This window comes from Pseudomonas hefeiensis (genome assembly GCF_030687835.1).
Classification (GTDB): domain Bacteria; phylum Pseudomonadota; class Gammaproteobacteria; order Pseudomonadales; family Pseudomonadaceae; genus Aquipseudomonas; species Aquipseudomonas hefeiensis.
The window spans coordinates 4,921,340-4,947,499 of sequence record NZ_CP117449.1 but is presented as its reverse complement, the minus strand read 5'-3'; the positions used below and the strand labels follow the sequence as shown (position 1 = coordinate 4,947,499).

Here is a 26,160-nt window from a genome sequence, read left to right as displayed (position 1 = left end):
GGCCTGCGGCGCAAGATAAAGGGGCTGATGACCAATTGTCCAGTAGCGGCCCGGAACTATTTTCGACGACACTGTCGACCTGCTCGTGCGACTTCCAGTCACGCCTGCGCCCTGTACGACTCGCATACCCAAAAATCGAACGGACTGAATGATGGAATTTTCCAGCGGTTTCCTGCTGAGCCTTTCTTTGTGCCTGGACATTGGCGTGGCCAATATCGCGATGATTACCCTGGCCATGCAGCGTGGCTATTTCCAGGGTTTTGCCCTGGGCCTGGGCACGTGCGTGGGGGACCTGGTCTACGCGGTCCTGGCCTTGGCCGGCATGACGGTGCTGCTGCAATACGAAACGGTGCGTTGGGTGCTGTGGATCGGGGGCTCGGTGTTGCTGCTGTACTTTGCGGCGAAGATGATTCATTCGGCGATCTATCACGACGCGGTGCTGGCGGAGGCCGGTGAGGTACGGGGCAATTCAGCGGGCCAGGAGTTTTTTCGCGGGATCTTCCTGGCCATGTCGTCGCCCAGCGCCATCCTCTGGTTCGCAGCGGTGGGCGGCACATTGATCGCTCGTTCAGGTGGTGCAACCATTCTCAGCTCAGCGCTGTTTCTCAGCGGTTTTCTCTGCGCCGGGCTCCTGTGGTGCGCGGGGTTGTGCCTGGCAGCGACCCAGGGCGGCAAACTGTTGGGAGATAAACTGCTGCGCTATTGCTATTGGGTATCGGCTGGGATCTTCTGCTATTTCGCGGTGTACGTGATTGTTTCTGGCTACAACGAGTTTATCGGTAAAACCGCCCGGGCCGTTGTGCCTGGACTCTGACAAGCGAAACGGCCCTGGCAATCACCGTTTCGCTTCTATACTGCCAGACCCGACCTCACGTTTCTGGAGTGTTGACGCATGGAAAAGCACGAACCCGATAACGCAGCCGAACCACGCTTCGAACAGGGACGCTTTCAGCTCATCGCCGGTTTTGGTGGCCGTTTTACCCAAGACACCGCTCAGGATATCCCGCTGCTTTGGGAAAAGTTTTTGCCCTGGCTCGGTAAGGTGCCAGGGCAGAAAAACGAGGTCACCTATGGCGTGTGTTGCAACCCGGACGGGGAGGGTGGGTTCGAATACATTGCCGGAGTGGAAATCAGCCGGCTCGACGATTTACCCGAACAATTCCGCTGGATCGAAATACAGCCCGGGCACTACGCGGTGTTCGAACACAAAGGCCCGTTGAAAAGCCTGCCGCAGACGTTCCACTTCATCTGGAAAGAGTGGCTGCCGCAATCGGGCCACACCGCTGCCGAGGCGCCGGAGTTCGAACGCTACAGCGAAGACTTCAATCCCAGGACCGGCGAAGGCTCTCTGGAAATCTGGATTCCTCTCAAACAGAACTGATCGACACGGGGTCCCTGTGGGAGCAAGGCTTGCCCGCGATGGAGACGATGCGCTCGTTCAGAAATCGAGGCGCCTGTTTCGCGAGCAAACTTTGCTCCTACAGCTCACCGGGACGGAGCGACGTCTCGATAAAACCCCTCGCCACAGAAGCATTCCAGTTCTATTCCTCTGAACTGATTTGAACGCAGGGGATGAGCGATCTGTATCAAAACACCAACCCCATCCGCCGCTCATAACCGATGCGGCCCTTGTACGCCTCGCCACTGTCGACCCAGCCCAGCCGGGTGTACAGGCCAATGGCCGAGTCATTATCGGCGTCGACCGAAAGCTCCAGCCCTCTGATTTGCGGCCATGCCGCCCGAGCCACGGCAGGAAGCGCTTGCAGGCAGGCCTTGCCGTAACCTTTGCCCTGGGCCCGATAATCGACTTGCAAGGCGTGCAGGGTGGCGCTGTGTTCGTTGGCCCAGGCTGGCAATACTGGCGGGCGCTTGAGCAACAGGAATGCCACGGGCACGCCGCCAGCCAGCAATGCAAACCCCTTGACTCCCGGGCCGGGCTTGGACAGCAGCGTGTGCAACGCGCCGTGGATATCGCCGGCGAACTTGATCTGTTCGGGGTGGATTTCGATGGCTTCGACCTGCGTGCGTTGAAGCGCGGTGAGGTCTTCATAGGGTACGAGCTGAGCGGTCACAAAAACGTCCCTTGTTTGCCAACAGAATGGGTCTGGGATTCTAGCGAATTTTTTTCTTTGAATTATTTTTGTTTGGGTTGTCGATTCACAGTTTCTCAAAACGACAAAGGGTGTCTTCAACAAAAACCTGCGGAGAATCACCATGAATACCCAAACCACCGAAACCGAAATCCAGGCCCTGATCGAGACCTATCGCCAGGCCGTCATGGAAAAGAACGTTGAAAAAGTCATGGCGCTCTATGACGACAACATTGTTTCGTTCGACGCCATCCAGGCCCTGCAATTCAAGGGCAAGGTCGCTTACCAGGCACATTGGCAGGCGTGCATGGAAATGTGCCCGGGCCCGCACAAGTTCGACTTCCATCAAGTCGAGATTACCTCGGCCGACACCATCGCCTTCGCTCACTGGCTGACTTATTGCGGCGGTACCAATGACAAAGGCGAAGAGCAGGCTTGCTGGATGCGCACGACGGCCTGCTATCAACGGGTGGCCGGGCAATGGAAAATTGTCCACGAGCACTGGTCCGCACCGTTTGATCCGATGGCCGGTACGGTGATGTTCGACCTGCAGCCCTGATCGTCGGTTTTTTCGCCGAGCGTCTTTCTGCGGTCCATAGTTGATCAGTTCGATCACGGAGCTTTCCATGAAGTACTTATGCCTGGTCTATAGCAACGAACACGCCCTGCACAATTCACCCGACAGCCCGCAGGACGCTGAATGCATGGCCTATGCCGAATCGATCCAGGGCAGTGGGCGGATGGTTGCAGCCGAGGCCCTGGAGTCGGTACAGACTGCTACCACGGTGCGCATGCGCAGCGGCAAGCTGTCGATCACGGACGGCCCGTTTGCCGAAACCAAGGAGCAACTGGCGGGCTTCTACCTGATCGACGCCAAGGACCTGAACGAAGCCCTCCAGGTCGCCGGCAACATTCCGGCGGCCCGGGTCGGCTGCGTCGAGGTCCGACCGGTACGCCAACTGAATCCCTGAACAACAATCACAAACAGGATTTCATTCATGAACCTCAAACCTGCCTCGTTCGAGTTATCCATCAGCCGGGTGATCGATGCCCCGCGCCAGAAGATCTTCCGTGCCTGGACCGAGCCGGCCCTGCTTGTCCAATGGTGGGGCCCCCACGGCATGACCACGCCGGAGTGCGAAATGGACCTGTGGGTCGGTGGTCAGTTTCGCACCCTGATGCGCGCGCCGGACGGCAGTGAGTATCCGACCATGGGCGTGTTTCTGGAGATCGTCGCCCCGCAGCGGCTGGTGTTCACCGATGCGTTTGTGCCTGGCTGGATTCCCTCCGGCAAAGCCTTCATGACGGGCGAAGTGTTGCTTGAGGAAGTGGACGGTAAAACCCGTTACACCGCCCGCGCGCTGCACTGGAACGAAGAAGACCGTCAGGCTCACGAAGCCATGGGCTTTCACGACGGCTGGGGCCAGAGCCTGGACCGGCTCGAAGCGCTGGTGACTCAAGGCATGCCCGATTGATGTCGGCCGATGCGGTTGGGGCACGGGTCGAGCAGGTTTATCGGCAGGACTCGCGGTGCATTCTGGCGACGCTGATTCGCCTGCTGGGGGATTTCGACCTTGCTGAAGAGGCCTTGCACGAGGCTTTCTTCATCGCGGTTGAGCGCTGGCAGCGCGACGGTGTGCCGGACAACCCTCGGGCCTGGCTGGTGTCGGCCGGGCGCTTCAAGGCCATCGACAGTTTGCGCAGGCGCGCTCGCTTCGCGGCGTCCCGGCCGATGCTGATTGCCCAGCTCCAAGAGCTGGAGCAGAGCGACTGGAGTGATGAGGACGTGGAAGACGATCGCCTGCGGCTGATCTTCACCTGTTGCCACCCGGCCCTGGCGGCTGATGCCCAGGTGCCGCTGACATTGCGGGAGGTGTGCGACCTGACCACCGAAGAGATCGCCCGGGCTTTTCTCGCCGCCCCGGCGGCCATCGCCCAGCGCATCGTACGGGCCAAGGCGAAAATTCGTGATGCGAAGATCCCCTACCAGGTGCCGTCCCGCTCAGAGCTGCCCGAACGGCTGGACAGCGTGTTACGAGTGATCTACCTGGTGTTCAATGAAGGTTATTCGGCTTCGATGGGGACCGAGGTCACGCGTGAAGACCTGACCCGCGAAGCCATCCGCCTTGCCCGCTTGTTGATGGAGCTGTTGCCTGAAGCCGAAGTCATGGGTTTGTTAGCGTTGATGCTGCTGCACGAGTCGCGGCGGCGGGCGCGAGCCTCACCGAGCGGTGAGCTGGTTCTGCTGGATGAGCAGGACCGATCCTTGTGGGACGCCGACATGATCGCCGAAGGCTGCGCCCTGGTGGAAGCCGCGCTCAATACCCGACGGTTCGGGCCTTATTGCCTGCAAGCTGCGATTGCGGCCGTGCATGCCGAAGCCCCCACGGCGCAGGAGACGGACTGGCCGCAGATCGTCGGCCTCTATGATGTGTTGCTGCGAGCGGTGCCTTCGCCGGTGATCGAGCTCAACCGCGCCGCGGCCCTGGCCAAGCGCGATGGACCGCTAGCGGGGTTGCATCGGATCGACGCCATCCTGGACCGGGGTGAGTTGCTCGATTATCACCTGGCCCATTCGGCGCGGGCAGAACTCTGCCGGCAATTGGGACGCGTGGATGAGGCGCGGGCGGCCTATCGACGTGCGCTTGAATTGACGCAGCAACTGCCGGAGAGGCGGTTTATCGAAGGGCGGCTTGCGGGGTTGTAGTGATGACCACACGCGATGAAATTTCCTGTGGGAGCGGGCTTGCTCGCGAAAGCGTCGGCTCAGTCAACATCGCTGTTGCTTGACCCGCCGTCTTCGCGAGCAAGCCCGCTCCCACAAGGAGAGTTGTGGTGTGCATCGTATTTATGAACACCCGAAACCACTGTGGGAGCGAGCCTGCTCGCGATAGCGTCATGTCAGTCACATTGCTGTTGGCTGATACATCGCTATCGCGAGCAGGCTCGCTCCCACAGGGTTTTACGGCTCGGCTGACGGGTATAACCCGTCAGCCGGCATTGATCAGAACTCGTGATCAGCGCTGTCCGGGTTCAGGTCGCTGATGCCCAGTTTGCCCGCGGCCTGTTCGATCGCGCCGGTCTGCTTGACCAGTGCGGCAATGGCGTCGCGCACAACCTGGTTGCCAGCGGTGTTGCCCGCAGCGATCAGTTGGTCGTAATGCTCACCCTTGTTGGCGTGATCGACCATGACCTGGATCTTGGCTTCGGTGTCGGCCAGGTCGGCCTTGAGGGCGCTGTCAGCGGCCGGGTCAGCCTTGGCCACCAGGGACGACAGGCTGGCGCCGGTCATCTTGGTGCCGTCGACGCGGGTGTATTCGCCCAGGTAAACGTTGCGCACGCCTTTGGCGTCGTAGAAATGCGAGTTGTGGGTGTTGTCGCTGAAGCAGTCTTGCTCGTCTTCTGGCGAGTTGGCTTCAAGGGACACTTTCATGCGCTCGCCCGCCAGTTCACCCCAGGGACAGGCTGCCCATGCCGAACAGCATTTTGCGTAGGCCGGTTTCGGCAGGTTCGGCTTCCAGGGTAGCGCGGTAGTTGTCAGCCACGTTTGGCTTCCAGTTTGCCGACCATTTCTTCCAGATCGCTGACCAGCAGTTGGGTCACGGACTTGAGGTAGGCGCGACGACGGTCGTTGTGGCCGCCAGTAGCACCGGCGCCTTCCAGGTAATCGGAAGCCGGACGCTTGCCGGCACCAGGGCCGGTGCCGTTGAGGTCCTGGCCCCAGAGCAGGAATTCGATGGCGTGGTAGCCGGTGGCGACGTTGGCCTCGGAACCGCCCAGCTCGTTCAGGCTGGCAAGTTTCTCCGGGGTGATGTCTTTCACGTCGACCTTGTCTTCACCCACCTGGACTTCGGTATTGGCGACGATATTGGCGGTGGCGCCCGGGTTACCCAATGCGTGCGCGTAGGAGCTGTCGACGTAGTCGATCAGGCCTTCATCCAGCGGCCAGGCGTTCAATTGGCCTTCCCAGTCGTCGATGATGGTGTTGCCGAAGCGGAACACTTCGCTTTGCAGGTAAGGGACGCGTGCGGCGACCCAAGCGGCCTTGGCGGCGTTGAGAGTCTCGTCGTTCGGTTTGGCCAGGAACGCATCGATCGCGGTTTGCAGGGTTTTCGCGGTGGATTCGGCATCGCTGTAGACCGCATGGACGATGTCGGCATAGTGCGCGACAACAGCCTTGGCAGCGGCTTCGTCGATTTTGCCGGCTGCGGCTGGGGCGGCGGTGCTGGCTGCGGGCGTTGGCGCTTGCGGCGCGGCGGCCTTGTCTTTGCCTTCGCCGCAACCGGCGAGGGAAATAGCGATGGCCAGCAAACTGGCGGTAGCCAGAGGCATACGAATCATGGCGAACATCCTGCTTCGGTGATGGATGGGACAGGCGCGAGGTGCGCAAAGCTGCGACATAATGCGAAAGATTTGCATTATGTGTAAAGGGTTGTAGCTGTAAATATTTCTTATTTGTGATGCGAAGCGGTCAGCCTTCTGTAGGCGCTGTCGAGCGAAGCGAGGCTGCGATCGTTGCCCGGACGCTTGAGTCCCAAGCGAATCAACCGGATCGCAGGCTTCGCCAGCCCCTACAAAGGCATGACAACCAGAGAGAAAGAATCAGATGATGGAGACTTTGCTGCGCTGGGCATGCTTCAGATAAATGCCCAATTCTCGTGCCGGCAGTGGTTTGCTGTAGTAATACCCCTGACCTTCATGGCAGCCCTCGGAGATGATGTAGGCTTCCTGCTCGACCGTCTCGACCCCCTCGGCGATCACCTGCATCCCCAGGCTCTTGCCCAACTGGATGATGGCCCGGACGATGGTCGCGTCATCCTCGTCATCGAGCAGGTCCTGGACGAAGCTCTTGTCGATCTTGATCTTGTCCAGCGGCAGGCTCTTGAGATAACTCAGGGACGAATAGCCGGTCCCGAAGTCATCAATGGCAATCAGCGCGCCGGAGCGGCGCAGGCTGAGCAAGTGCTGGGCGGCTGTGGTGATGTCTTCCATCAGGCCGGTTTCCGTGACTTCAAGCTCCAGGCTGCGCGGCGGCAGTCGGTACATCTGCAGCAAGTTGTTCACCACTCGCGGCAGTTCGGCGTGGTGCAATTGCACCGTCGACAGGTTGACCGCCATGCGCAGGTCGACGAAGCCCTGGTCATGCCATTCGCGCAACTGTTTGCAGGCCTGATCCAAGACCCATTCGCCGATGGCGATGATGGTGCCGTTCTGCTCGGCCAGAGGAATGAACAGGTCCGGCGGCACGAGGCCATGTTCGGGGTGATGCCAGCGGATCAGGGCCTCGGTACCGACCACCCGCAGGTCGCGATAGCTGATCTGCGGCTGGTACACCAGGCTGAACTGCTCGAGAAGCAGGGCCTCGCGCAGGTCTTTTTCCAGTTCGCGCCGGCGGCGCATTTCGCTGTCGACGCTGGCGATGTAGAACTGATAGCGATTGCGTGAGCGAGCCTTGGCCAGGGTCATGGTCTGCTCGGCTTTCTGCAACAGCTTCTCGGTACTGTCCCCGTCTTCAGGAAAGAGGGTGATGCCGATGGTGGCTCGCAGGCGGATTTGCTGATCGTCGAGAAGGAACGGCGCTTCGAGGTCATCGAGGATGCTTTGGGCCAGCTCGGCGGCTTCGTAAGGTTGTTCGATATCGGCCTGGACCAGGGCGAACTGGTCGCCCCCCAGTCGCGCCAGCGCGCCAAGGCGTCCGCTGTGGGCCCGCAGTCGATCAGCCAGGGCCAGCAGCAACTGGTCGCCGGTTTGATAGCTGAACTGTTCGTTGATGCCCTTGAAATCATCCAGCCCTACGCACAGCACGGCCACCCGACGCTGCAGGCGCCCGGCATCCACCAGGATCTTGTCCAGTTGCTGTTGAAGCTGTTGACGATTGGGCAGGCCGGTGAGGAAATCGTACTGGGCCATTCGCAGCAGGCTGTTTTCCGCTTCATGGCGCAGGTGTGTATTGCGCTCGATGGATGAGAGCAATTGGTTGGCGGTATTGATCCATAAACCCAGCTCGTTTTTCTCGTGGCCCCGTAGCTGGGGAATTTTGTGTTCGCTGGGGCGGTCGGGGTTGATTTCGGTCAGGTGTTCGATGATCCGCGATAACGGCTTGGTCAGCAGCCAGTGATAGACCAGGTACAGCACCAGTCCCATCGCCAGGGCTCGCAGCATGCCCGATATAAAGATGATCACCGAGTTGACGATGAAACTCTGACCGTAGGTGGCGGTATCGAGGGTAATGCTCAGGTCGCCGTAATATTCACTGTAGGGCCCACGCCCCACCAACTGGATAGTGAATGTGCGTTCCTTGCCGAGGATCAGGTCGGTCAGCCAGCGGCTCCTCGATTGCTGCAAGGGCCGGCTTTTTTCAGCGAGCATGGTTTCATGAGGGTGACCGATGGAGGCCATGCGCACGGCTTCGTCCTGAAACAGCCCTTCGATCACTTGCATGCCCATCTCCCGGTCAAGGCTGTAGACAGCCTGGGTCGAAGGGTCCCGGAACATATCAAGAATTCGCTGGGCGTCGATGGCGACGGCACGGTCGGTTTTGTAGGCATCGAACACGATCTGGGCGCAGCTCAATACCACGCCGACGATCAATGCCGAGAGGAGCACGACCCGGAGCAACTTCACAGACAAGCTGTTCTTGAGTTCCAGCTTCAAAGAGGGGTTCCTTGTTCCGTGCGGGTAGCGTCAAGTTGCCATGAGTATTGGCAATCCTGTGATGTCAGTCAAAGGGACAATCAAACACAAGGGTTTTCGCCTGAAACCTGGCCGTTATACGGTGTTTCCCGAGCTATTGCTCTACCACCATTGTGTCGGTTGAAAGGGGCCGCAACTTGAGGCCTCGGCTTTATTTTTGTTGGGTTTCAGACGCGAGGTTTTGTGCCAGGTAAAAAAAACCCGGCAAGGCGCCGGGTTCTTTTGTCTGGCATCACGGCTTAAGCGGTGAAGGTCTTGCCTTCGAACTGCTCGGCCACGAACTTCCAGTTGACCAGGTTCCAGAACGCTTCGACGTATTTCGGACGAAGGTTACGGTAGTCGATGTAGTAGGCGTGTTCCCATACGTCGCAGGTCAGCAGCGGGGTGTCGCCACTGGTCAGCGGGTTGCCGGCGCCGATGGTGCTGGCCAGGGCCAGGGAGCCGTCAGCCTTTTTCACCAGCCAGCCCCAGCCGGAGCCGAAGGTGCCGACGGAAGTCTTGGTGAACTCTTCCTTGAACTTGTCGAACGAACCGAAGGCACTGTTGATGGCTTCTGCCAGTGCGCCGGTAGGTTGACCGCCAGCGTTTGGCGCCAGGCAGTTCCAGTAGAAAGTGTGGTTCCAGACCTGAGCGGCGTTGTTGAAGATACCGCCCGAGGAAGTCTTGACGATTTCTTCCAGGGTCTTGCCTTCGAACTCGGTACCAGGCACCAGGTTGTTCAGGTTTACGACATAGGTGTTGTGGTGCTTGTCGTGGTGGTATTCCAGAGTTTCTTTGGAGATGTGCGGCTGCAGTGCATCGTGTGGATAAGGCAGCGGCGGCAATTCGAAAGCCATGGTGATTCTCCTAACCAGGTCAGTTGCGGTGAGCGCAAGGCCGATCACGGGCGGCCAGACTAGCGCCGGGGAGTTTGTACTCATTGCGGCGCAGGAGTCGGATCATAGCACCGGGGGAACGGCATAACCACGCAACAACTGTGTGGAATAGAGGTTCCAGAGCGGTTTGGAATAATCAGCCAGAGACTATCAACTGTATTGCCACGCTGAACATCATCGTCGCCACCAGCACGTCCAGTATCCGCCAGGTACTCGGCCGGGCCAGCCACGGTGCCAGCCATGCCGCGCCGATAGCCAGGGTGAAAAACCACAGCAACGAGGCGCTGGCCGCTCCCACGACATAGGCGCCGGGCACGCTTTGCTGGGCACCGAGTGAGCCGATCAGCAGCACGGTGTCGAGGTACACGTGTGGGTTGAGCAGCGTCACCGCCAACGCGCTGAGCAGCACGGCCCGTAGCGAGCGCACCACCTGTTTTTCATCTTGTTGCAGGCTCTGTTTCGAACAGGCCCGGCGCAGCGCCAGGCTGCCATACCAGAGCAGGAACGCCGCGCCGCCCCAACGGGCAATCGAAAGCAGCATCGGGCTTTGGGCCAGCAGCGTCGCCAGCCCGAACACCCCGGCGGCCACCAGCAAAGCATCGCAAGTCACGCACAGGGCGGCGACCGGCAAGTGATGTTCGCGGCGCAGGCTTTGGGCCAGCACAAAGGCGTTCTGAGCGCCGATGGCCATGATCAGCCCGAGGGCCACCAGTAGTCCGTTCATGTAGCTTTGCCACATAAATTATTCCCCGAGTAGGTATGAATGCTGGTGTCATTCTCCGGTGCAAAGCGGTATAAGAAAAACCAATCCTGCTGATTGCTCATTAGGAAAACTGATGTTCGATTACAAATTGCTTTCCGCTCTGGCGGCGGTTGTCGAACAGGCCGGATTCGAGCGTGCCGCCCAGGTGCTGGGTTTGTCGCAGTCGGCTATTTCCCAGCGGATCAAACTGCTGGAGGCGCGGGTCGGCCAGCCGGTGCTGGTGCGCGTCACGCCGCCGGCACCGACCGAAATCGGTCGCCGCTTGCTCAACCATGTGCAGCAGGTGCGGCTATTGGAACGCGACCTGCAAAGCCTGGTGCCGGCGTTGGATGAAGCAGGCCTGCCCGAGCGACTGCGCATCGCTTTGAATGCCGACAGTCTGGCCACTTGGTGGGCGGTGGCCGTTGGGGATTTCTGCGCTGAACATCATCTGTTGCTCGACCTGGTGGTGGAAGACCAGAACGTCGGGCTCAAGCGCATGCGTGCCGGTGAGGTGGCGGCGTGCGTCTGCGCCAGTGAACGTCCGGTGGCCGGTGCCCGTAGCGTATTGTTGGGAGCCATGCGTTACCGGGCGTTGGCCAGCCCGGCGTTCATTGCCAGGCACTTCCCCGATGGGGTTCGCGCCGATCAACTGGCGCGCACGCCGGCGCTGGTGTTCGGCCCGGATGATTTTCTGCAGCATCGCTACCTGGCTTCCCTTGGGGTGGAAGGCGGTTTCGAGCACCATCTGTGCCCGTCGTCCGAAGGTTTTATTCGGCTCGCCGAAGCGGGGCTTGGCTGGGGGCTGGTGCCGGAGTTGCAAATGCGTGAGCAACTGGAGCGGGGCGAGTTGGTGGAATTGCTGGCAGATAAACCGATCGATGTGCCGTTGTACTGGCATCATTGGCGCAATGGTGGGCAGTTGCTTGGTTTGTTGACTGAACGATTGATCAAGGCGGCAAGCAGCAAGCTACAAGCGGTTAGTTGAAAGCGATTGGCTTGAAGCTTGTAGCTCGAATCTGATTTTAGGAGTCTTCATGAAAATTCTGGTCACCGGCGCAAGCGGCTTCATTGGCGGACGCTTTGCGCGTTTTGCCTTGGAGCAGGGCCTGGATGTGCGGGTCACCGGTCGCCGGGCCGAGAGCGTTGAGCACCTTGTGCGTCGCGGGGCGCAGTTCATCCAGGGGGACCTGAGTGACCCATTGCTGGCCCGCGATCTGTGCCTGGGTGTAGACAGCGTCGTGCATTGCGCCGGCGCCGTGGGGCTCTGGGGCCGCTACCAGGACTTTCATCAGGGCAACGTCCAGGTCACGGAAAATGTCGTTGAAGCCTGCCTCAAGCAGAAGGTCCGGCGCCTGGTTCATCTGTCGTCGCCGTCGATTTACTTCGATGGCCGGGACCATCTGGACCTGACCGAAGAACAAGTGCCCAAGCGCTTCAAGCATCCCTACGCCGCCACCAAATACCTGGCCGAACAGAAAGTCTTCGGTGCCCAGGAGTTCGGCCTCGAAGTGCTGGCCCTGCGCCCTCGGTTCGTGACCGGCGCCGGCGACATGAGCATTTTCCCCCGGCTGTTGAAGATGCAACGCAAGGGCCGCTTGGCCATTGTCGGCAACGGGTTGAACAAGGTGGACTTCACCAGCGTGCAGAACCTCAACCAAGCGCTGCTCAGCAGTCTTTTGGCCAGTGAATCGGCCCTTGGCAAGGCGTACAACATCAGCAACGGCACGCCGGTGCCGTTGTGGGATGTGGTCAATTATGTGATGCGACAAATGGAAGTCCCACAGGTCCGGCGTTATCGTTCCTACGGGTTGGCCTACAGCGTCGCCGCCCTGAATGAAGGCTTCTGCACGTTATGGCCGGGCCGTCCCGAACCGACGTTGTCGCGCCTGGGCATGCAGGTCATGAACAAGAGTTTCACCCTGGACATCAGCCGGGCCCGGCATTATCTGGATTACGATCCACAGGTCAGCCTGTGGACCGCTCTTGATGAGTTCTGCGCCTGGTGGAAAGCCCAGGATGCCCGCTGATCGCCCCGTCATGAACCGAGTGCCAGGTTCGGGGTCAATCGGTGCGGCGGGCGAGGGGGTTATACTCGCCGCATCAAGCCATCACCGGTTTCCCAAAGGTTGAACCCAATGCCCATGCGTAACGATGCCAACGACGACTTCGATGATGTACCGAGCTTGCGGATGCGGGCCGACATTCCCGATGACGATGATTTTCTGCCTGAGCGCGAACGCCCGCCCCACGTGCAAGCGCGCCCGGCACCCGTTGCGGCGGCCAAGGTCAAGGGCCCCAGCACCGGGCCGTTGTGGGCGCTGGTCGGTGCGCTGTTGTGTGCGCTTGCCTTCCTGGCGTGGTGGAGCTTCCAGCAGATATCCCTGATGGAACAGCAACTGGTGGCCACCCAGGAAAGTTTCGCCCGTATCAGTGAAGATGCGGCAGGGCGCTTGCAGGACATTTCCGGCAAGGTGGTAGCCGGTCAGTCCAATGTCATGAGCGACAGCGAAGCCTTGAAGTTGCAGATCAAACAGCTGGAAGGAAAGCTTCAGGATCAGGGCAAGCAATTCGACAGCAAGCTGCAGGAGCAGTACAAACAACAGATGGTCGCGTTCGGTCCGTCCGCCGACCTGGACAAGGAACTGGCCCAGATCATTGCCCAGACCACTGAGCAGCAGAACGCCAACACTCAGTTGCAAGCTTCCAACAAGGAGCTCCAGGACCAGGTCAAGGCGCTGGCGGCTGAAGTTTCCGCCCTGAAAAACCAGGGCGAGGATGGTGCTCTCGATGCCCGGCTCAAGAGCATCGGGGCCGATATCACCGCCCTGAAACGTGCCACCTCCAACTCTGCCATCGACCGCCTGGAACAGGACATGATCGTGCTCAAGAGCCAGCAGGACAACGGTGGCACCAGCACCGCCGAGTTCGACGCCTTCCGCGGCCAGGTCACCCGCAACATCAACACGCTGCAATCGCAGATCCGCAACCTGCAGCAGCAACTCGGCAGCCGGGCTCAGTGACAAAGCTGTAGTCGCGAGCAGTGGGTCAGTTTGCATCAATGTCTAATGTGCCACCGCCATCGCGAGCAGGCTCGCTCCCACATTGTGAGCCATGGCGCCTCCAGAATTTTGGGTGTTACAGCCCATGAGGCTGAAGCCCCTCAGTTAAGGGAACGTATTTGTCTGGCAGTTTGCACAAAAAAAGGCCCGCATCGCTGCGGGCCTCTTGTTGAGTAGCTGCGGCAATCAGCCCGCCACCAGCACCCGAATGGCTTCCAGGCGCAGCGCTGCCTTCTCAAGCATCGCCAAACCTTGCTCGCGCTGTTGGCGCAGGGCCACCAGTTCGCTGTCGCGTACGGTCGGGTTGACCGCTTGCAGGGCGGTCAGGCGCGCCAGTTCTTCGTCGGTATCGGCGGCCAGGCGACGCTGGGCTTCGGCCACGCGTTCGGCGTGACGCGTGGCGATCTTCTCTTCGCCGGCGTTGATCCGTGGCGAGAGCTGGTCACGCTGGGCCTGGATGAACTTGTTGGCGCTGGCTCGGGGCACGCTCTCCAATTGATCGTTCAAGGTCTCGAACGAGACACGGGCCGCGAGGTCGTTGCCGTTGGCGTCCAACAGGCAGCGCAGGGCGGCCGGCGGCAGGTAACGGCCCAATTGCAGTGAGCGCGGGGCAACCACTTCACTGACATAGAGCAGTTCCAGCAACACGGTACCGGGTTTGAGGGCCTTGTTCTTGATCAGCGCCACAGCGGTGTTGCCCATGGAGCCGGACAGCACCAGGTCCATGCCGCCTTGCACCATCGGGTGTTCCCAGGTGATGAACTGCATGTCTTCGCGCGACAGCGCCTGGTTGCGGTCGTAGGTGATGGTCACGCCTTCGTCGTCGCCCAGCGGGAAGCTGGCGTCGAGCATTTTTTCGCTCGGCTTGAGGATCAGCGCATTGTCCGAATGGTCCTCGCTGTCGATGCCGAACGCATCGAACAGGGTTTCCATGTAGATCGGCAGGGCGAACTGGTCGTCTTGTTCGAGAATGGCCTCCACCAGCGCATCGCCTTCACCGGCACCACCGGAATTGAGCTCCAGCAGACGGTCGCGGCCGGTGTGCAGCTCGGCCTCCAGGCGTTCGCGTTCGGCGCGGGCTTCGTCGATCAGCGCTTGCCACTGGCCATCGTCGGCTTCTTCCAGCAATGGCAGCAGGCGCGGGCCGAACTGATGCTGCAAGGCGTTACCGGTCGGGCAGGTATTGAGGAAAGCGTTCAGGGCCTCGTGATACCACTGGAACAGCCGGGCTTGCGGGCTGGTTTCCAGGTACGGCGCGTGCAGCTCGATGGTGTGTTTCTGGCCGATCCGGTCCAGACGACCGATCCGTTGTTCAAGCAAGTCCGGGTGCGACGGCAGGTCGAACAGCACCAAATGATGGGCGAACTGGAAGTTGCGGCCTTCGCTGCCGATTTCCGAGCAGATCAGCACCTGGGCACCGAACTCTTCGTCGGCGAAGTAAGCCGCCGCGCGGTCGCGCTCCAGAATGTTCATGCCTTCATGGAACACCGTCGCCGGGATGCCGGAGCGCACCCGCAAGGCATCTTCCAGATCCATGGCGGTCTCGGCGTGGGCGCAGATCACCAGCACTTTGGTGCGTTTGAGCATCTTCAACGTATCGATCAGCCACTCGACCCGCGGGTCGAAACGCCACCAGCGTTGTTCTTCACTGGCGTCCGGCTGAGCCTGGAAGCTGACTTCCGGGTACAGCTCGGCGTGATCGCCCAAGGGCAGTTCGAGATACTCATCCGGACATGGCAGCGGATAGGCGTGCAGCTTGCGCTCCGGGAAACCCTGTACGGCGGCGCGAGTATTGCGAAACAGCACGCGGCCAGTGCCGTGGCGGTCCAGCAGCTCACGGACCAGGCGGGCGCTGGCTTCTACATCACCATCATTGACGGCGGTCAGTAGCGCTTCGCCTTCGTTGCCCAGGAAGCCGTGGATGGTTTTGTGGGCTTCGGGCGAGAGACGGCCCTTGTCCAGCAGCTCCTGCACGGCCTCGGCCACCGGGCGATAATTCTCGCTCTCTGCGCGAAAGGCCTTGAGGTCGTGGAAACGGTTCGGGTCCAGCAGGCGTAGACGCGCGAAGTGGCTGTCCTGGCCCAGTTGTTCCGGGGTCGCGGTCAGCAGCAGCACACCCGGGATTGTCTCGGCAAGCTGTTCGACCAAGGCGTAATGCGGGCTGACCTGGTCTTCATGCCAGACCAGGTGGTGGGCTTCGTCGACTACCATCAGGTCCCAACCGGCGGCAAACAGTGCGTCCTGAGCCTTCTCATCGTCCACCAGCCACTCCAACGCCACCAGGGCCAGTTGGGTGTCTTCGAACGGGTTGCTGGCATCGCTTTCGATGAAGCGTTCTTCGTCGAACAAGGCGACCTGCAGGTTGAAACGCCGACGCATCTCCACCAGCCACTGGTGCTGAAGGTTTTCCGGCACCAGGATCAGCACACGGTTGGCGCGGCCGGAGAGCAGTTGACGGTGGATGATCAGGCCGGCTTCGATGGTCTTGCCCAGGCCCACCTCGTCCGCCAGCAATACCCGCGGCGCAATGCGGTCGGCCACTTCACGGGCGATGTGCAACTGGTGGGCGATAGGCTGGGCACGGACGCCACCCAGGCCCCAGAGCGGCGATTGCAACTGGCGGCTGGTGTGTTCCAGGGTGTGGTAACGCAGGGAAAACCACGCCAGCGGGTCGATCTGGCCGGCGAACAGACGGTCGCTGGCCAGGCGGAACTGGATAAAGTTCGACAGCTGGGTTTCCGGCAGGGTGACGACTTCGTTCTGCCCATTGAGGCCGTGGTAGACCAGCAGCCCATCGACGTCATCGACTTCGCGCACGGTCATTTTCCAGCCTTCGAAGTGAGTGATCACATCGCCCGGCGAAAACCGCACGCGGGTGAGGGGCGCATTCCGTAGCGCGTACTGGCGAGTGTCGCCAGTGGCCGGATAGAGCACGGTCAACAAGCGGCCGTCCTGTGCCAGAACGGTGCCTAAACCCAGCTCGGCTTCGCTGTCACTGATCCAGCGTTGCCCCGGTTGATACTGCTGCGCCATGCTGCCTGACTCCCGCCTTGAAAAAGCCGGTTATCTTAACGGAATGATCCCTCAGACCAAAGGATTTACGTAGACATCGGGCTGCCATCGGCATTGATTGCTTACCGGCGGTGCGGAACTAAAGTGTATTGAGTGATCAAACGAGCTTGGCCCGGCCTATTGTGATAATGCCAACCGGGTCACAAGTTTCAGACCAGCGGTTCAAGCTGTTACCGCCTCAGCCGACAACCTGAAGACAGGAGACCTTTATGTTGCCACCCATGCTCCCCTTGAGCGCCGTACCCGTCACCGCTCAACAGGATCCGGTCCGCCAGCGACCGGACATACCGCCCGTGGTCCCGGTGCAGCAAAGCTCCAACGAAAGCACCATTGACCTGCAAAAGCGTGACCCGGAAGAAACCGCGCTGTTATTGCGCGAGGAGCAGCGCCGCCAGCAGGAACGCAACAAGCGCCGCCGTGAAGCTGACGAAGATCCCGAAGAGCACCTGGCCGTACCGGGTACTGAATTGAACGCCGATAACACCGTGCCAGTGGTGCCGCTGGTGGAAGGGGAGGAGCGTCAGGGTTTGTGGGTCGATATCCAGGTCTGATCCAGGCTTTTGTCGACGCACACAGGCTGGTCAACCCGGTCAACAGCCCTCATCATGGGAGCATCCGCAGTTCACCGTACGATGCCGACACGCCATGAGCCAAGACGACAAACTGATCGACCTCAGTGCTGAGCGCGCCAAGCGCGTTCACGACCTCAACGAAAAACGCCTTAACGAAGTCCGCCAGGCTTTCGAGCAAGCCATGCCGTTGGGCAAGGCCAAGAAAAAGCCGAAGAAAAAACCGAAAAAGCGCTGACCCCCCCCCTCGATCCATTGATGCAGATCAGTTATTTCCTCTCCTTTTCGCCGCGTTGCGAGCGTTATTGACCCCGGTCAATTTCCATCCAGGCCTGATTGGTTAACTTGAACCCATCGCAACAGGGGCAAGATCAGGAGGCCAGTCATGTTTTTCGATAATGTGGTGTTTGCCGGGGTGTTGACCGTTGGCCTCATGGTCGTGTTTTTCGCAGGTTTTGGATTATTCATCTGGAAAGATGCACACAAGCGCAAAAAGCCATAGGTCTTTCCAGCTACAACGAGCACGCAAGGCATTTTGGGCGACTTCGGTCGCCCTTTTTTTTGGGCAAGTTTTCTGTTCCACACAAGACTACCGTGGGAGCGGGCTTGCTCGCGAAAGCGGTGTGTCAGCCCCTGAATAGCTGACTGAACTGACGCTTTCGCGAGCAAGCCCGCTCCCACAAGTTGTTCTGTGTTGGGCATAAAAAAAGGTGCGATCCGCAAGGATCGCACCTTTTTTACGAGCCGCTGATATCAGCTGCCGAGGGCCTTGGACGCCAGCCAGAACAGCGCGGCCGAGAGGGCCACCGTCGCCGGCAGGGTCAGTACCCAGGCCAGCAGGATGGTCCGTACCGTGCCACTTTGCAGGCCGCTCTTGTTGGCGACCATGGTGCCCGCCACGCCGGACGACAGCACGTGGGTGGTGGATACCGGCAGGCTGAAGATGTTCGCCGCACCGATCATGCACGCGGTGGTAATTTGCGCCGACATGCCTTGGGCGTAGGTCATGCCCTGCTTGCCGATCTTCTCACCGATGGTCAGTACCACACGCTTCCAGCCAACCATGGTGCCCAGGCCCAGGGCCAGGGCGACTGCCAGAATCACCCAGAACGGGGCGTATTCGGTGGTGGCGGTCAGGTCCTTGCGCAGCTTGTTCAAGTCATCTTTTTCACGGGCGGCGAGCCCTGGCAATTTGCCAACCTTCTTCGCCGTGTCGTCCAGGCAGAGCAGGTAGCGACGCACTTCGATGCGGCTTTCCGACGACAGCGAGTGGTAATCCGCCACGCCTTTGAGGGTGTCGAGCAGGGCTGCGATGGTGGGTTCGGTCTGCTGCGGGTTGCAGCGGAATTTCTCTGGCAGATCACCCTTCACGCTTTTGCCCAGCGCCAGGTATTCACCCAGGGATTCGCTGTTGCGCTGGTAGAACTGGCTCAGGTGCAAAGTCGCGTCGCGGGTGCGCTCGATCTGGTAGGTGGTGCTGTTCAGGTCAAGCACGAACTGCGCAGGTACGATACCGATCAGCACCAGCATGATCAGGCCGATGCCTTTCTGACCATCGTTGGAGCCGTGGACGAAGCTGACAGCCATGGCCGAAATTACCAGCACCAGACGATTCCAGAATGGTGGATGCTTCTTGTCGTCGATCTTGCGACGCTGTTCCGGCGTCTTGTGCATCTTCGACAGCGGACGCCACCACTTCAGGCCAATCAATACCAGGGCGGCAACCAGAAAGCCTGCCATGGGTGAGAACACCAGGGAGGCACCGATATCGATTGCCTTCTGCCAGTTCACCCCGTCGGCCAACGGGATATCGTTGATCAGCGCGTTCGCCAGGCCCACGCCGAGGATCGAGCCGATCAGCGTATGGGAACTGGAGGCCGGGATACCGAAGTACCAAGTGCCCAGGTTCCAGGTGATGGCCGCTGCGAGCAGCGAGAACACCATGGCCAGCCCGTGTCCGGTGTTCACATTGATCAGCAGTTCCACCGGCAGCAGGTGAACGATGGCATACGCCACGCCCACACCGCCCAGCAGCACGCCGAGGAAGTTGAACACACCGGAAAAGAACACCGCCAGATGAGGCGGCATGGCTTTGGTGTAGATAACAGTGGCCACCGCGTTTGCGGTGTCATGAAAGCCGTTGATGAACTCGAAGGCGAGGACAAAGGCCAGGGCGAGCAAGAGGCTCACAAGCACCCAAGCATCCAGTCCGCTGAATAAATCGATCATGAAGGTTTTCTGACCCGGTCGTAAGGGGGCGCGATTATGCCAGAAAACCTCGGTAATCGATGCATTGCCTGCTCATCGGTAACATTCTTCAACGAAATAATTTGCAAGAACCCCTTCGAGCCCGGGTTTTCAGCGGGTGGCGCAACCCATTGATTCGGGAACGGAAACCGCGCCAGGCAAGGGGCGCCCCAACGTTGAAAGACTCTCAAGCGGTTGTGCGAAAAATCCGAAAAGAAGGTAAGCCATAGCCATTCCTCGACTGTTGTCGGGGAATGGCGGCCCACTCGTGGCGGGCGTCCGATACGGGCCCGGCCAGGGTGTCGGCCGGATACCGCTTCACAAGAACATCAAGCGCCGAGCATCACTGCTCTTCCGCTTTGAGTTCCTGTTCCATTTTCTGAAGTTCCTGGGTAAAGGCCTGGTCCTGAACAGTGGCGCGTTTACGCCAGGGTTTGCGTTCCGGTTCAGGTTGCGCGGCGTAGGTGGTGATTTCCCCGCCGTAAACTTCCTTGTAACGTTGTTCCTGGCGCTCAAGTTCCGCGCGCAGTTCGTCTTTCGTCACAGTATTACCTAATGGATTGAATGGATCTGGTGATACGCACTGCATGTCGACATGCAGACGGCCACGGCACCAGAACTGACAGCTGACGTAGCATCAGGACTTTCGTATATCGCCGATACGGGGGAAGCGCCATCCGGGTGCTTCAGGCACCGGCTGCCGGCACCACGCAGGATAGAAACCCGCAATGCCTGCGGACGGGAGCGGTCGATTGCCGCACCGTCACTGGGGTGCATTATAGCGGCCTGCCTGAATAACACTATCGGGAAAAGTTAAAAGAGTCTGTAGTTGTGTGAATCAATATTTGTATGTGCAACTTGTGGCGATTAGGTTTCAGGCGTTGACAGGCAATGTCGGTGTCCTGACGCCAAACTCGGCAATACGTTCAATACTGCGGGTCGTGCCTCAACTTATTTATCAAGCCCGCCATGCGCTAACGTCAGAGCGGATGGCCGATGGTGTTGCGCTGATTGCGATTATCGGTTGAGGGTTCGATAATCGAACGGTCCTGGTGGTCAGCTCTTGTCTGTCCTTGGGCAGCCGCTTGTAATAGCCGTCATTCCCCGGAAGGACCAGACATGAACGACCAAATGCGCAATGCCTTCACTTCTGTAGCGCCACCGATCGTCGCCTCGCCGGCCAAGCGCATCCAGGCCCTGACCGGCGACCCGGATTTCATGACGTCGCTGGCTCGTGGATTGGCCGTGGTTCAGGCGTTCCAGGAGCGCAAGCGGCACCTGACCATCGCCCAGATCAGCCACCGCACGGAAATTCCCCGCGCCGCCGTCAGACGTTGCCTGCACACCTTGATCAAACTCGGCTACGCCACCACGGACGGAAGGACCTATTCGCTGCTGCCCAAAGTATTGACCCTGGGTCATGCCTATCTGTCATCGACGCCCCTGGCCGTGTCCGCGCAGCCATATCTGGATCGCATGAGCGAACAGCTGCATGAGGCCTGCAATATGGCGACGCTTGAGGGCGACGACATTCTTTATATCGCCCGGTCGGCCACCACCCAGCGGCTGATATCCGTGGACCTGTCCGTCGGTGGACGCCTGCCGGCCTATTGCACCTCCATGGGCAGGATCCTTCTGGCGGCACTGGACGACGCTTCCCTGCGAGATTACCTCGACCATGCCGACCTGCAGGCCAAGACCAGCCGGACCCTGCACACACCCCAGGCGTTGCTGGAGTGTTTGCAAGAGGTGCGGCAGCAGGGATGGTGCATCGTCGACCAGGAACTGGAACAGGGGCTGCGTTCCATTGCCGTGCCGGTCTACGATGCCTCCGGCCAGGTGGTGGCGGCGCTGAATGTCAGTACCCATGCCGGGCGGGTTAGCCGCAACGAACTGGAACAGCGCTTCCTGCCGGGCCTGTTGGGGGCCAGCCGCGACTTGAGCGCGCAACTGTTCGCTTAAGCTGTTCGATAAACGCACAGAGTTGCCTCTGACGAATTGACGGTATTTGCCTCGGATCATTAATGTCGCGGCAGCGTCATCCGGCGTGATCGAGCCCGGCTCGACCGATGGATGGCGACCCCATAATAATGAGAGGCACACCTGCCATGCATACCTCCCTCGGCCTTCACCTTGATGATCGACCGGCCTGCCCGTCCCAGATCGTTCGCTAACCCAACACCTTCTTTACAGCCTTCCGGTTTTTTGCCGGGCCTCTGTTCGCCTGCGTTTTCTTGCGTGGAATAAAAACAAGATGAACCAACCCCAGACCTCCGTAGGCAATTGCCTTGACGTGCAGTCCTTCATCAACGCTCAACCCATCTCGCGCTATCAGTGGCGGGTAGTGATTCTGTGCTTCCTGATTGTTTTTCTCGACGGCCTCGACACTGCAGCCATGGGCTTCATCGCTCCGGCGCTCTCCCAGGACTGGGGCATTGATCGGGCCAGCCTGGGGCCGGTCATGAGTGCGGCGCTGATCGGTATGGTCTTCGGTGCGCTCGGCTCCGGTCCGTTGGCAGACCGTTTCGGGCGCAAAGTTGTGCTGGTAGGCGCGGTCGTGCTGTTCGGCGCGTTCAGCCTAGCATCGGCCTACAGTACCAATATCGATCAATTGCTGGTGCTGCGTTTTCTGACCGGCCTGGGGTTGGGCGCCGGCATGCCGAACGCCACCACCTTGCTGTCGGAATACACCCCAGAGCGTAAAAAGTCGTTGCTGGTGACCAGCATGTTCTGCGGCTTCAACCTGGGTATGGCCGGCGGTGGATTCATCTCGGCCAAGTTGATACCGGCGTTCGGCTGGCACAGCCTGCTGCTGATCGGCGGGATCCTGCCGTTGATCCTGGCGGTGGTGCTGGTGTTCTGGCTGCCGGAGTCGGCCCGTTATCTGGTGGTGCGCAATCGCGGCACTGACAAAGTGCGCAAGACCCTGGCCCCGATCGACCCGAATACCGTCGCCCAAGCGGCGAGCTTCAGCGTACCGGAACAGAAAACCGTAAAAGCCCGCAATGTGCTGGCGGTGATCTTCTCCGGCACCTACAGCGCCGGGACCCTATTGTTGTGGCTGACCTATTTCATGGGGCTGGTGATTGTTTACCTGCTGACCAGTTGGTTACCGACCCTGATGCGCGACAGCGGCGCGAGCATGGAGCAGGCGGCGTTTATCGGGGCGTTGTTTCAGTTCGGCGGCGTATTGAGCGCTGTTGGGGTGGGGTGGGCGATGGACCGGTTCAATCCGCACAAGGTCATCGGCATTTTCTACTTGATGGCCGGGATATTTGCCTACGCGGTAGGGCAGAGCCTGGGCAACATCACCTTGCTCGCCACGCTGGTGCTGGTGGCCGGTATGTGCGTCAACGGCGCGCAATCGGCGATGCCGTCGCTGGCGGCGCGGTTCTATCCGACCCAAGGCCGGGCCACCGGTGTGTCGTGGATGCTGGGCATCGGTCGTTTCGGCGCGATCCTCGGCGCCTGGATGGGCGCCACGCTGTTGGGCCTGGGTTGGAATTTCGAACAGGTCCTGACTGCCCTGGTCATTCCCGCAGCCCTGGCGACTGCGGCGGTGGTGATCAAGGGCATGGTCAGTCATGCGGATGCGACGTAAGCCCACGGCATAACCCCTGTGGGAAGACAAACCTGAGGGCAGGCAGGACCCCTGTGGGAGCCGAGCTTGCTCGCGATAGCGGTGGATCAGGCATGTATCCATCGCTGACACATCGCTATCGCGAGCAAGCTTGGCTCCCACAGGGTCCTCTCCCATAGGGTCTCTGTGTACTTGGATGAATCGATAGCCAAACAACAATCTGTTCGATAAACGAACACTCAGTCGATTATCGGATTGTTTGGCTACCACCCTCAGCTTAATCTTCAGTCATTGCGGCGCCTAACCTCGCGCCTTTTTCTTCATCTTGGTCTACTGAAAAACGGGAGCCTGCCCCATGGCTGAAATCCTTTCGCTGCACGACGCAGTGAAGCAATTCGTCAATGACGGCGATACCGTCGCGCTCGAAGGCTTCACTCACTTGATTCCGACGGCGGCGGGTCATGAAATCATTCGCCAGGGCAAGAAAGACCTGACCCTGGTGCGGATGACGCCTGACCTGATCTACGATCAGTTGATCGGTGCCGGTTGTGCTCGCAAGCTGATCTTCTCCTGGGGCGGCAATCCTGGGGTGGGCTCCCTGCACCGGCTGCGCGATGCGGTAGAAAAGCAATGGCCGCACCCGCTGGAAATCGAAGAGCACAGCCATGCCGACCTGGCCAATGCCTACGTCGCCGGGGCCTCGGGCCTGCCATTCGCGGTGCTGCGGGCCTACGCCGGCTCCGACCTGCCAAAGGTCAATCCGCTGATCAAAAGCGTGACCTGCCCCTTCACCGGGGAAGTGCTGGCTGCCGTGCCATCCGTGCGCCCGGACGTTACGGTGATCCACGCTCAAAAAGCCGACCGCAAGGGCAACGTCCTGTTGTGGGGCATTCTCGGGGTGCAGAAAGAAGCCGCCCTGGCTGCCAAGCGCTGCATCGTCACCGTGGAAGAGATTGTCGATGACCTGAACGCGCCAATGAACGCCTGCGTGCTGCCGACCTGGGCGTTAAGCGCGGTGTGCCACGTACCGGGCGGCGCTCATCCTTCTTACGCGCACGGCTACACCGAACGTGACAACCGTTTCTACCAGGCGTGGGATCCGATCGCCCGGGACCGTGAGACTTTTACCGCATGGATCAACGAATACATCCACGCAACGAAAGATTTCAGTGAATTCCAGGCCCGACTGGCTGCCACTTCGCAGGTGAAATAATGACGTACTCCACCAATGAAATGATGACCGTCGCCGCAGCCCGTCGATTGCAAAACAACGCTGTGTGTTTCGTGGGCATCGGCCTGCCATCGAAGGCGGCCAACCTGGCGCGGCTGACCTCGTCGCCGGATGTTGTTCTGATCTATGAGTCCGGTCCGATCGGGGCCAAACCCAGCGTATTGCCACTGTCCATCGGTGATGGTGAGCTGGCTGAAACTGCGGACACTGTCGTACCCACCGGTGAGATTTTTCGCTACTGGTTGCAGGGCGGACGCATCGACGTCGGCTTCCTCGGTGCAGCCCAGGTTGACCGTTTTGGCAACATCAACACCACAGTGGTGGGCGACTACCATCAACCGAAAGTCCGCTTGCCGGGCGCCGGTGGTGCACCGGAAATCGCCGGTTCGGCCAAGAGCGTGCTGATCATCCTCAAGCAGTCGGCGCGCTCTTTCGTCGACAAGCTGGACTTCATTACCTCGGTCGGTCACGGCGAGGGCGGGGATTCCCGTAAACGCCTGGGCCTGCCGGGCGCAGGTCCGGTAGGTATCATCACCGACTTGTGCATCATGGAGCCGGAAGCCGGCAGCCATGAGTTCGTGGTCACCGCGCTGCACCCCGGCGTGACCCGCGAGCAAGTCGTTGCCGCCACCGGTTGGGCGATTCGTTTTGCCGACCAGGTGCAGACCACCGCCGAGCCGACCGAAACAGAGCTGCGCGCGCTGCGCGACCTGGAAGCTCGCACCGCCGCGGCCCACGGCCAGGCACCGGGAGAAGCGTGATGCGTGACGTTTATATCTGTGATGCGATTCGAACGCCCATCGGACGCTTCGGTGGCGGTTTGTCCGCGGTGCGCGCCGATGACTTGGCCGCCGTACCGATCAAGGCGCTGATGGAGCGCAACCCGTCGGTGGATTGGAGTGCCGTGGACGAAGTGTTCCTCGGTTGTGCCAACCAGGCCGGTGAAGACAACCGTAACGTGGCGCGCATGGCGCTGCTGCTGGCCGGTCTGCCGCAGAGCATTCCCGGCGTGACCCTCAACCGCCTCTGCGCCTCGGGCATGGATGCCATCGGCACGGCGTTCCGCGCCATCGCCAGCGGCGAAATGGAATTGGCCATCGCCGGCGGCGTGGAGTCGATGTCCCGCGCACCGTTCGTGATGGGCAAGGCCGATGCCGCGTTCTCGCGCAACATGAAACTGGAAGACACCACCATCGGCTGGCGCTTCATCAACCCGTTGATGAAAACCCAGTACGGCGTGGACGCGATGCCCCAGACCGCCGATAACGTGGCCGATGATTACCTGGTGTCCCGCGCCGATCAGGACGCTTTCGCCTTGCGCAGTCAGCAGCGCACGGCGGCGGCCCAGGCCGCAGGGTATTTCGCCGAGGAAATCGTCCCGGTGCGCGTAGTCCACAAGAAAGGCGAAACCGTGGTCGAGCAGGACGAACATCCTCGTGCCGACACCACGCTGGCGACCTTGAGCAAACTCAAGCCGGTCAACGGTCCGGACAAAACCGTCACCGCCGGCAACGCCTCGGGCGTGAATGATGGCGCGGCGGCTATGATCATGGCTTCGGCCGAAGCGGTGAAGAAACACGGGCTGACGCCTCGGGGCAAAGTGTTGGGCATGGCCAGCGCCGGCGTGGCACCACGCGTGATGGGCATCGGCCCGGTGCCCGCAGTGCGCAAGCTCACTGAGCGCCTGGGCCTGGCGGTCGCAGACTTTGACGTGATCGAGCTCAACGAAGCTTTCGCCAGCCAGGGCCTGGCGGTGCTGCGCGATCTGGGCCTGGCGGACGATGCGCCGCAAGTGAACCCCAATGGCGGCGCGATCGCCCTTGGCCATCCGCTGGGTATGAGCGGAGCACGGCTGGTGCTGACGGCGTTGCATCATCTGGAAAAGACCGGCGGCAAGAAAGGCCTGGCGACCATGTGTGTCGGCGTCGGCCAGGGTCTGGCGTTGGCAATCGAACGCGTCTGACACGTCGTTCTACTAATAAGAAACCGAGGAATGCTT

At 60.3% G+C, this 26,160-nt stretch carries 25 protein-coding genes and 1 pseudogene; 18 read left to right on the top strand and 8 right to left on the bottom strand.

Annotated elements, in window-relative coordinates:
- Positions 1–151: 151 nt before the first annotated feature.
- Together PSH57_RS22210 and PSH57_RS22205 are read left to right on the top strand one after the other, a co-directional pair.
- A complete protein-coding gene (locus PSH57_RS22210; protein ID WP_305390456.1) occupies positions 152–814 on the top strand; it encodes a LysE family translocator in 663 nt (220 codons plus the stop codon).
- Positions 815–892: 78 nt separating this feature from the next.
- Positions 893–1,381, top strand: a complete 489-nt coding sequence (locus PSH57_RS22205) for a GyrI-like domain-containing protein (protein ID WP_305385575.1) — start codon at positions 893–895, stop codon at positions 1,379–1,381.
- A 205-nt stretch (positions 1,382–1,586) separates the two neighbouring features.
- On the opposite strand, the gene PSH57_RS22200 is transcribed toward PSH57_RS22205, so the two are convergent.
- Positions 1,587–2,072: a GNAT family N-acetyltransferase gene (locus tag PSH57_RS22200; RefSeq protein WP_305385573.1), complete on the bottom strand. Its 486-nt coding sequence runs from the start codon at positions 2,070–2,072 to the stop codon at positions 1,587–1,589.
- Positions 2,073–2,214: 142 nt separating this feature from the next.
- Here PSH57_RS22200 and PSH57_RS22195 point away from each other — a divergent pair, with 142 nt between their 5' ends.
- The 4 genes from PSH57_RS22195 to PSH57_RS22180 all read left to right on the top strand — a co-directional run bounded on the left by PSH57_RS22195 (position 2,215) and on the right by PSH57_RS22180 (position 4,797).
- Entirely contained in the window at positions 2,215–2,649 is a 435-nt protein-coding gene (locus PSH57_RS22195; protein WP_305385572.1) for a YybH family protein, read from the top strand.
- A 67-nt stretch (positions 2,650–2,716) separates the two neighbouring features.
- Entirely contained in the window at positions 2,717–3,061 is a 345-nt protein-coding gene (locus PSH57_RS22190; protein ID WP_305385571.1) for a YciI family protein, read from the top strand.
- 27 nt (positions 3,062–3,088) lie between these two features.
- Entirely contained in the window at positions 3,089–3,565 is a 477-nt protein-coding gene (locus PSH57_RS22185; RefSeq protein WP_305385569.1) for an SRPBCC family protein, read from the top strand.
- Complete coding sequence (locus PSH57_RS22180; RefSeq protein WP_305385566.1) at positions 3,565–4,797, top strand: RNA polymerase sigma factor; 1,233 nt, start codon at positions 3,565–3,567, stop codon at positions 4,795–4,797. Before PSH57_RS22185 ends, PSH57_RS22180 begins: the two co-directional genes overlap by 1 nt.
- Before the next feature lie 297 nt (positions 4,798–5,094).
- Here PSH57_RS22180 and PSH57_RS22170 read toward each other — a convergent pair.
- From PSH57_RS22170 to PSH57_RS22155, 4 genes and pseudogenes are all read right to left on the bottom strand, one after another.
- A pseudogene (locus PSH57_RS22170) lies at positions 5,095–6,431 on the bottom strand (imelysin family protein).
- A 261-nt stretch (positions 6,432–6,692) separates the two neighbouring features.
- A complete protein-coding gene (locus PSH57_RS22165; RefSeq protein WP_305385563.1) occupies positions 6,693–8,744 on the bottom strand; it encodes a putative bifunctional diguanylate cyclase/phosphodiesterase in 2,052 nt (683 codons plus the stop codon).
- Positions 8,745–9,022: 278 nt separating this feature from the next.
- Positions 9,023–9,619, bottom strand: coding sequence for a superoxide dismutase (locus PSH57_RS22160; RefSeq protein WP_256232111.1), 597 nt, complete (start codon positions 9,617–9,619; stop codon positions 9,023–9,025).
- 175 nt (positions 9,620–9,794) lie between these two features.
- A complete protein-coding gene (locus PSH57_RS22155; protein WP_305385562.1) occupies positions 9,795–10,397 on the bottom strand; it encodes a LysE/ArgO family amino acid transporter in 603 nt (200 codons plus the stop codon).
- 97 nt (positions 10,398–10,494) lie between these two features.
- Here PSH57_RS22155 and PSH57_RS22150 point away from each other — a divergent pair, with 97 nt between their 5' ends.
- The 3 genes from PSH57_RS22150 to PSH57_RS22140 all read left to right on the top strand — a co-directional run bounded on the left by PSH57_RS22150 (position 10,495) and on the right by PSH57_RS22140 (position 13,423).
- Positions 10,495–11,388 carry a LysR family transcriptional regulator ArgP gene (locus PSH57_RS22150; protein WP_305385561.1) on the top strand — a complete coding sequence of 298 codons (894 nt, stop codon included), beginning with the start codon at positions 10,495–10,497 and terminating at the stop codon, positions 11,386–11,388.
- Positions 11,389–11,437: 49 nt separating this feature from the next.
- Positions 11,438–12,430 carry an NAD-dependent epimerase/dehydratase family protein gene (locus tag PSH57_RS22145; RefSeq protein WP_305385560.1) on the top strand — a complete coding sequence of 331 codons (993 nt, stop codon included), beginning with the start codon at positions 11,438–11,440 and terminating at the stop codon, positions 12,428–12,430.
- 108 nt (positions 12,431–12,538) lie between these two features.
- A complete protein-coding gene (locus PSH57_RS22140; RefSeq protein ID WP_305385558.1) occupies positions 12,539–13,423 on the top strand; it encodes an ATPase in 885 nt (294 codons plus the stop codon).
- 225 nt (positions 13,424–13,648) lie between these two features.
- Here the strand turns inward: PSH57_RS22140 and rapA are convergent, their stop codons facing one another.
- Positions 13,649–16,495: an RNA polymerase-associated protein RapA gene (rapA, locus tag PSH57_RS22135; RefSeq protein ID WP_256232115.1), complete on the bottom strand. Its 2,847-nt coding sequence runs from the start codon at positions 16,493–16,495 to the stop codon at positions 13,649–13,651.
- A gap of 248 nt (positions 16,496–16,743) precedes the next feature.
- On the opposite strand from rapA, the gene PSH57_RS22130 reads away from it, so the two are divergent.
- From PSH57_RS22130 to ccoM, 3 genes are all read left to right on the top strand, one after another.
- Complete coding sequence (locus tag PSH57_RS22130; RefSeq protein ID WP_256232116.1) at positions 16,744–17,085, top strand: aspartate-semialdehyde dehydrogenase; 342 nt, start codon at positions 16,744–16,746, stop codon at positions 17,083–17,085.
- A 94-nt stretch (positions 17,086–17,179) separates the two neighbouring features.
- Positions 17,180–17,341 carry a hypothetical protein gene (locus PSH57_RS22125; RefSeq protein ID WP_256232117.1) on the top strand — a complete coding sequence of 54 codons (162 nt, stop codon included), beginning with the start codon at positions 17,180–17,182 and terminating at the stop codon, positions 17,339–17,341.
- Between the two features lie 147 nt (positions 17,342–17,488).
- Positions 17,489–17,605, top strand: a complete 117-nt coding sequence (ccoM, locus tag PSH57_RS22120; protein ID WP_014336959.1) for a cytochrome c oxidase subunit CcoM — start codon at positions 17,489–17,491, stop codon at positions 17,603–17,605.
- A gap of 251 nt (positions 17,606–17,856) precedes the next feature.
- On the opposite strand, the gene PSH57_RS22115 is transcribed toward ccoM, so the two are convergent.
- Together PSH57_RS22115 and PSH57_RS22110 are read right to left on the bottom strand one after the other, a co-directional pair.
- Positions 17,857–19,332 carry an inorganic phosphate transporter gene (locus PSH57_RS22115; protein ID WP_305385557.1) on the bottom strand — a complete coding sequence of 492 codons (1,476 nt, stop codon included), beginning with the start codon at positions 19,330–19,332 and terminating at the stop codon, positions 17,857–17,859.
- A gap of 361 nt (positions 19,333–19,693) precedes the next feature.
- The gene (locus PSH57_RS22110; RefSeq protein WP_305385554.1) at positions 19,694–19,894 is read right to left on the bottom strand and encodes a hypothetical protein; all 201 of its coding nucleotides are present in this window, start codon (positions 19,892–19,894) and stop codon (positions 19,694–19,696) included.
- A 289-nt stretch (positions 19,895–20,183) separates the two neighbouring features.
- Here PSH57_RS22110 and PSH57_RS22105 point away from each other — a divergent pair, with 289 nt between their 5' ends.
- From PSH57_RS22105 to pcaF, 6 genes are all read left to right on the top strand, one after another.
- Positions 20,184–20,378, top strand: coding sequence for a hypothetical protein (locus PSH57_RS22105; RefSeq protein ID WP_305385552.1), 195 nt, complete (start codon positions 20,184–20,186; stop codon positions 20,376–20,378).
- Between the two features lie 91 nt (positions 20,379–20,469).
- Entirely contained in the window at positions 20,470–21,312 is an 843-nt protein-coding gene (gene pcaR / locus PSH57_RS22100; protein ID WP_305385551.1) for a pca regulon transcriptional regulator PcaR, read from the top strand.
- Between the two features lie 292 nt (positions 21,313–21,604).
- Positions 21,605–22,951, top strand: coding sequence for a 4-hydroxybenzoate transporter PcaK (gene pcaK / locus PSH57_RS22095; protein WP_305385550.1), 1,347 nt, complete (start codon positions 21,605–21,607; stop codon positions 22,949–22,951).
- Positions 22,952–23,285: 334 nt separating this feature from the next.
- Positions 23,286–24,143 (top strand): CoA transferase subunit A, encoded by an 858-nt coding sequence (locus tag PSH57_RS22090; RefSeq protein ID WP_305385549.1) that lies wholly within the window; start codon positions 23,286–23,288, stop codon positions 24,141–24,143.
- Positions 24,140–24,922: a CoA-transferase subunit beta gene (locus PSH57_RS22085; protein ID WP_171061413.1), complete on the top strand. Its 783-nt coding sequence runs from the start codon at positions 24,140–24,142 to the stop codon at positions 24,920–24,922. Before PSH57_RS22090 ends, PSH57_RS22085 begins: the two co-directional genes overlap by 4 nt.
- Positions 24,919–26,124 (top strand): 3-oxoadipyl-CoA thiolase, encoded by a 1,206-nt coding sequence (pcaF, locus tag PSH57_RS22080; RefSeq protein ID WP_305385548.1) that lies wholly within the window; start codon positions 24,919–24,921, stop codon positions 26,122–26,124. Before PSH57_RS22085 ends, pcaF begins: the two co-directional genes overlap by 4 nt.
- The last annotated feature ends 36 nt before the right edge of the window (positions 26,125–26,160 follow it).

Excerpts from the sequence above, each read along its gene's own strand:
- PSH57_RS22210 (WP_305390456.1), top strand. The coding sequence starts at position 152 with ATGGAATTTTCCAGCGGTTTCCTGCTGAGCCTTTCTTTGTGCCTGGAC.
- PSH57_RS22205 (WP_305385575.1), top strand. The coding sequence starts at position 893 with ATGGAAAAGCACGAACCCGATAACGCAGCCGAACCACGCTTCGAACAG.
- PSH57_RS22195 (WP_305385572.1), top strand. The coding sequence starts at position 2,215 with ATGAATACCCAAACCACCGAAACCGAAATCCAGGCCCTGATCGAGACC.
- PSH57_RS22190 (WP_305385571.1), top strand. The coding sequence starts at position 2,717 with ATGAAGTACTTATGCCTGGTCTATAGCAACGAACACGCCCTGCACAAT.
- PSH57_RS22185 (WP_305385569.1), top strand. The coding sequence starts at position 3,089 with ATGAACCTCAAACCTGCCTCGTTCGAGTTATCCATCAGCCGGGTGATC.
- PSH57_RS22180 (WP_305385566.1), top strand. The coding sequence starts at position 3,565 with ATGTCGGCCGATGCGGTTGGGGCACGGGTCGAGCAGGTTTATCGGCAG.
- PSH57_RS22160 (WP_256232111.1), bottom strand. The coding sequence starts at position 9,619 with ATGGCTTTCGAATTGCCGCCGCTGCCTTATCCACACGATGCACTGCAG.
- PSH57_RS22155 (WP_305385562.1), bottom strand. The coding sequence starts at position 10,397 with ATGTGGCAAAGCTACATGAACGGACTACTGGTGGCCCTCGGGCTGATC.
- PSH57_RS22150 (WP_305385561.1), top strand. The coding sequence starts at position 10,495 with ATGTTCGATTACAAATTGCTTTCCGCTCTGGCGGCGGTTGTCGAACAG.
- PSH57_RS22145 (WP_305385560.1), top strand. The coding sequence starts at position 11,438 with ATGAAAATTCTGGTCACCGGCGCAAGCGGCTTCATTGGCGGACGCTTT.
- PSH57_RS22140 (WP_305385558.1), top strand. The coding sequence starts at position 12,539 with ATGCCCATGCGTAACGATGCCAACGACGACTTCGATGATGTACCGAGC.
- rapA (WP_256232115.1), bottom strand. The coding sequence starts at position 16,495 with ATGGCGCAGCAGTATCAACCGGGGCAACGCTGGATCAGTGACAGCGAA.
- PSH57_RS22130 (WP_256232116.1), top strand. The coding sequence starts at position 16,744 with ATGTTGCCACCCATGCTCCCCTTGAGCGCCGTACCCGTCACCGCTCAA.
- PSH57_RS22125 (WP_256232117.1), top strand. The coding sequence starts at position 17,180 with ATGAGCCAAGACGACAAACTGATCGACCTCAGTGCTGAGCGCGCCAAG.
- ccoM (WP_014336959.1), top strand. The coding sequence starts at position 17,489 with ATGTTTTTCGATAATGTGGTGTTTGCCGGGGTGTTGACCGTTGGCCTC.
- PSH57_RS22115 (WP_305385557.1), bottom strand. The coding sequence starts at position 19,332 with ATGATCGATTTATTCAGCGGACTGGATGCTTGGGTGCTTGTGAGCCTC.
- pcaR (WP_305385551.1), top strand. The coding sequence starts at position 20,470 with ATGAACGACCAAATGCGCAATGCCTTCACTTCTGTAGCGCCACCGATC.
- pcaK (WP_305385550.1), top strand. The coding sequence starts at position 21,605 with ATGAACCAACCCCAGACCTCCGTAGGCAATTGCCTTGACGTGCAGTCC.
- PSH57_RS22090 (WP_305385549.1), top strand. The coding sequence starts at position 23,286 with ATGGCTGAAATCCTTTCGCTGCACGACGCAGTGAAGCAATTCGTCAAT.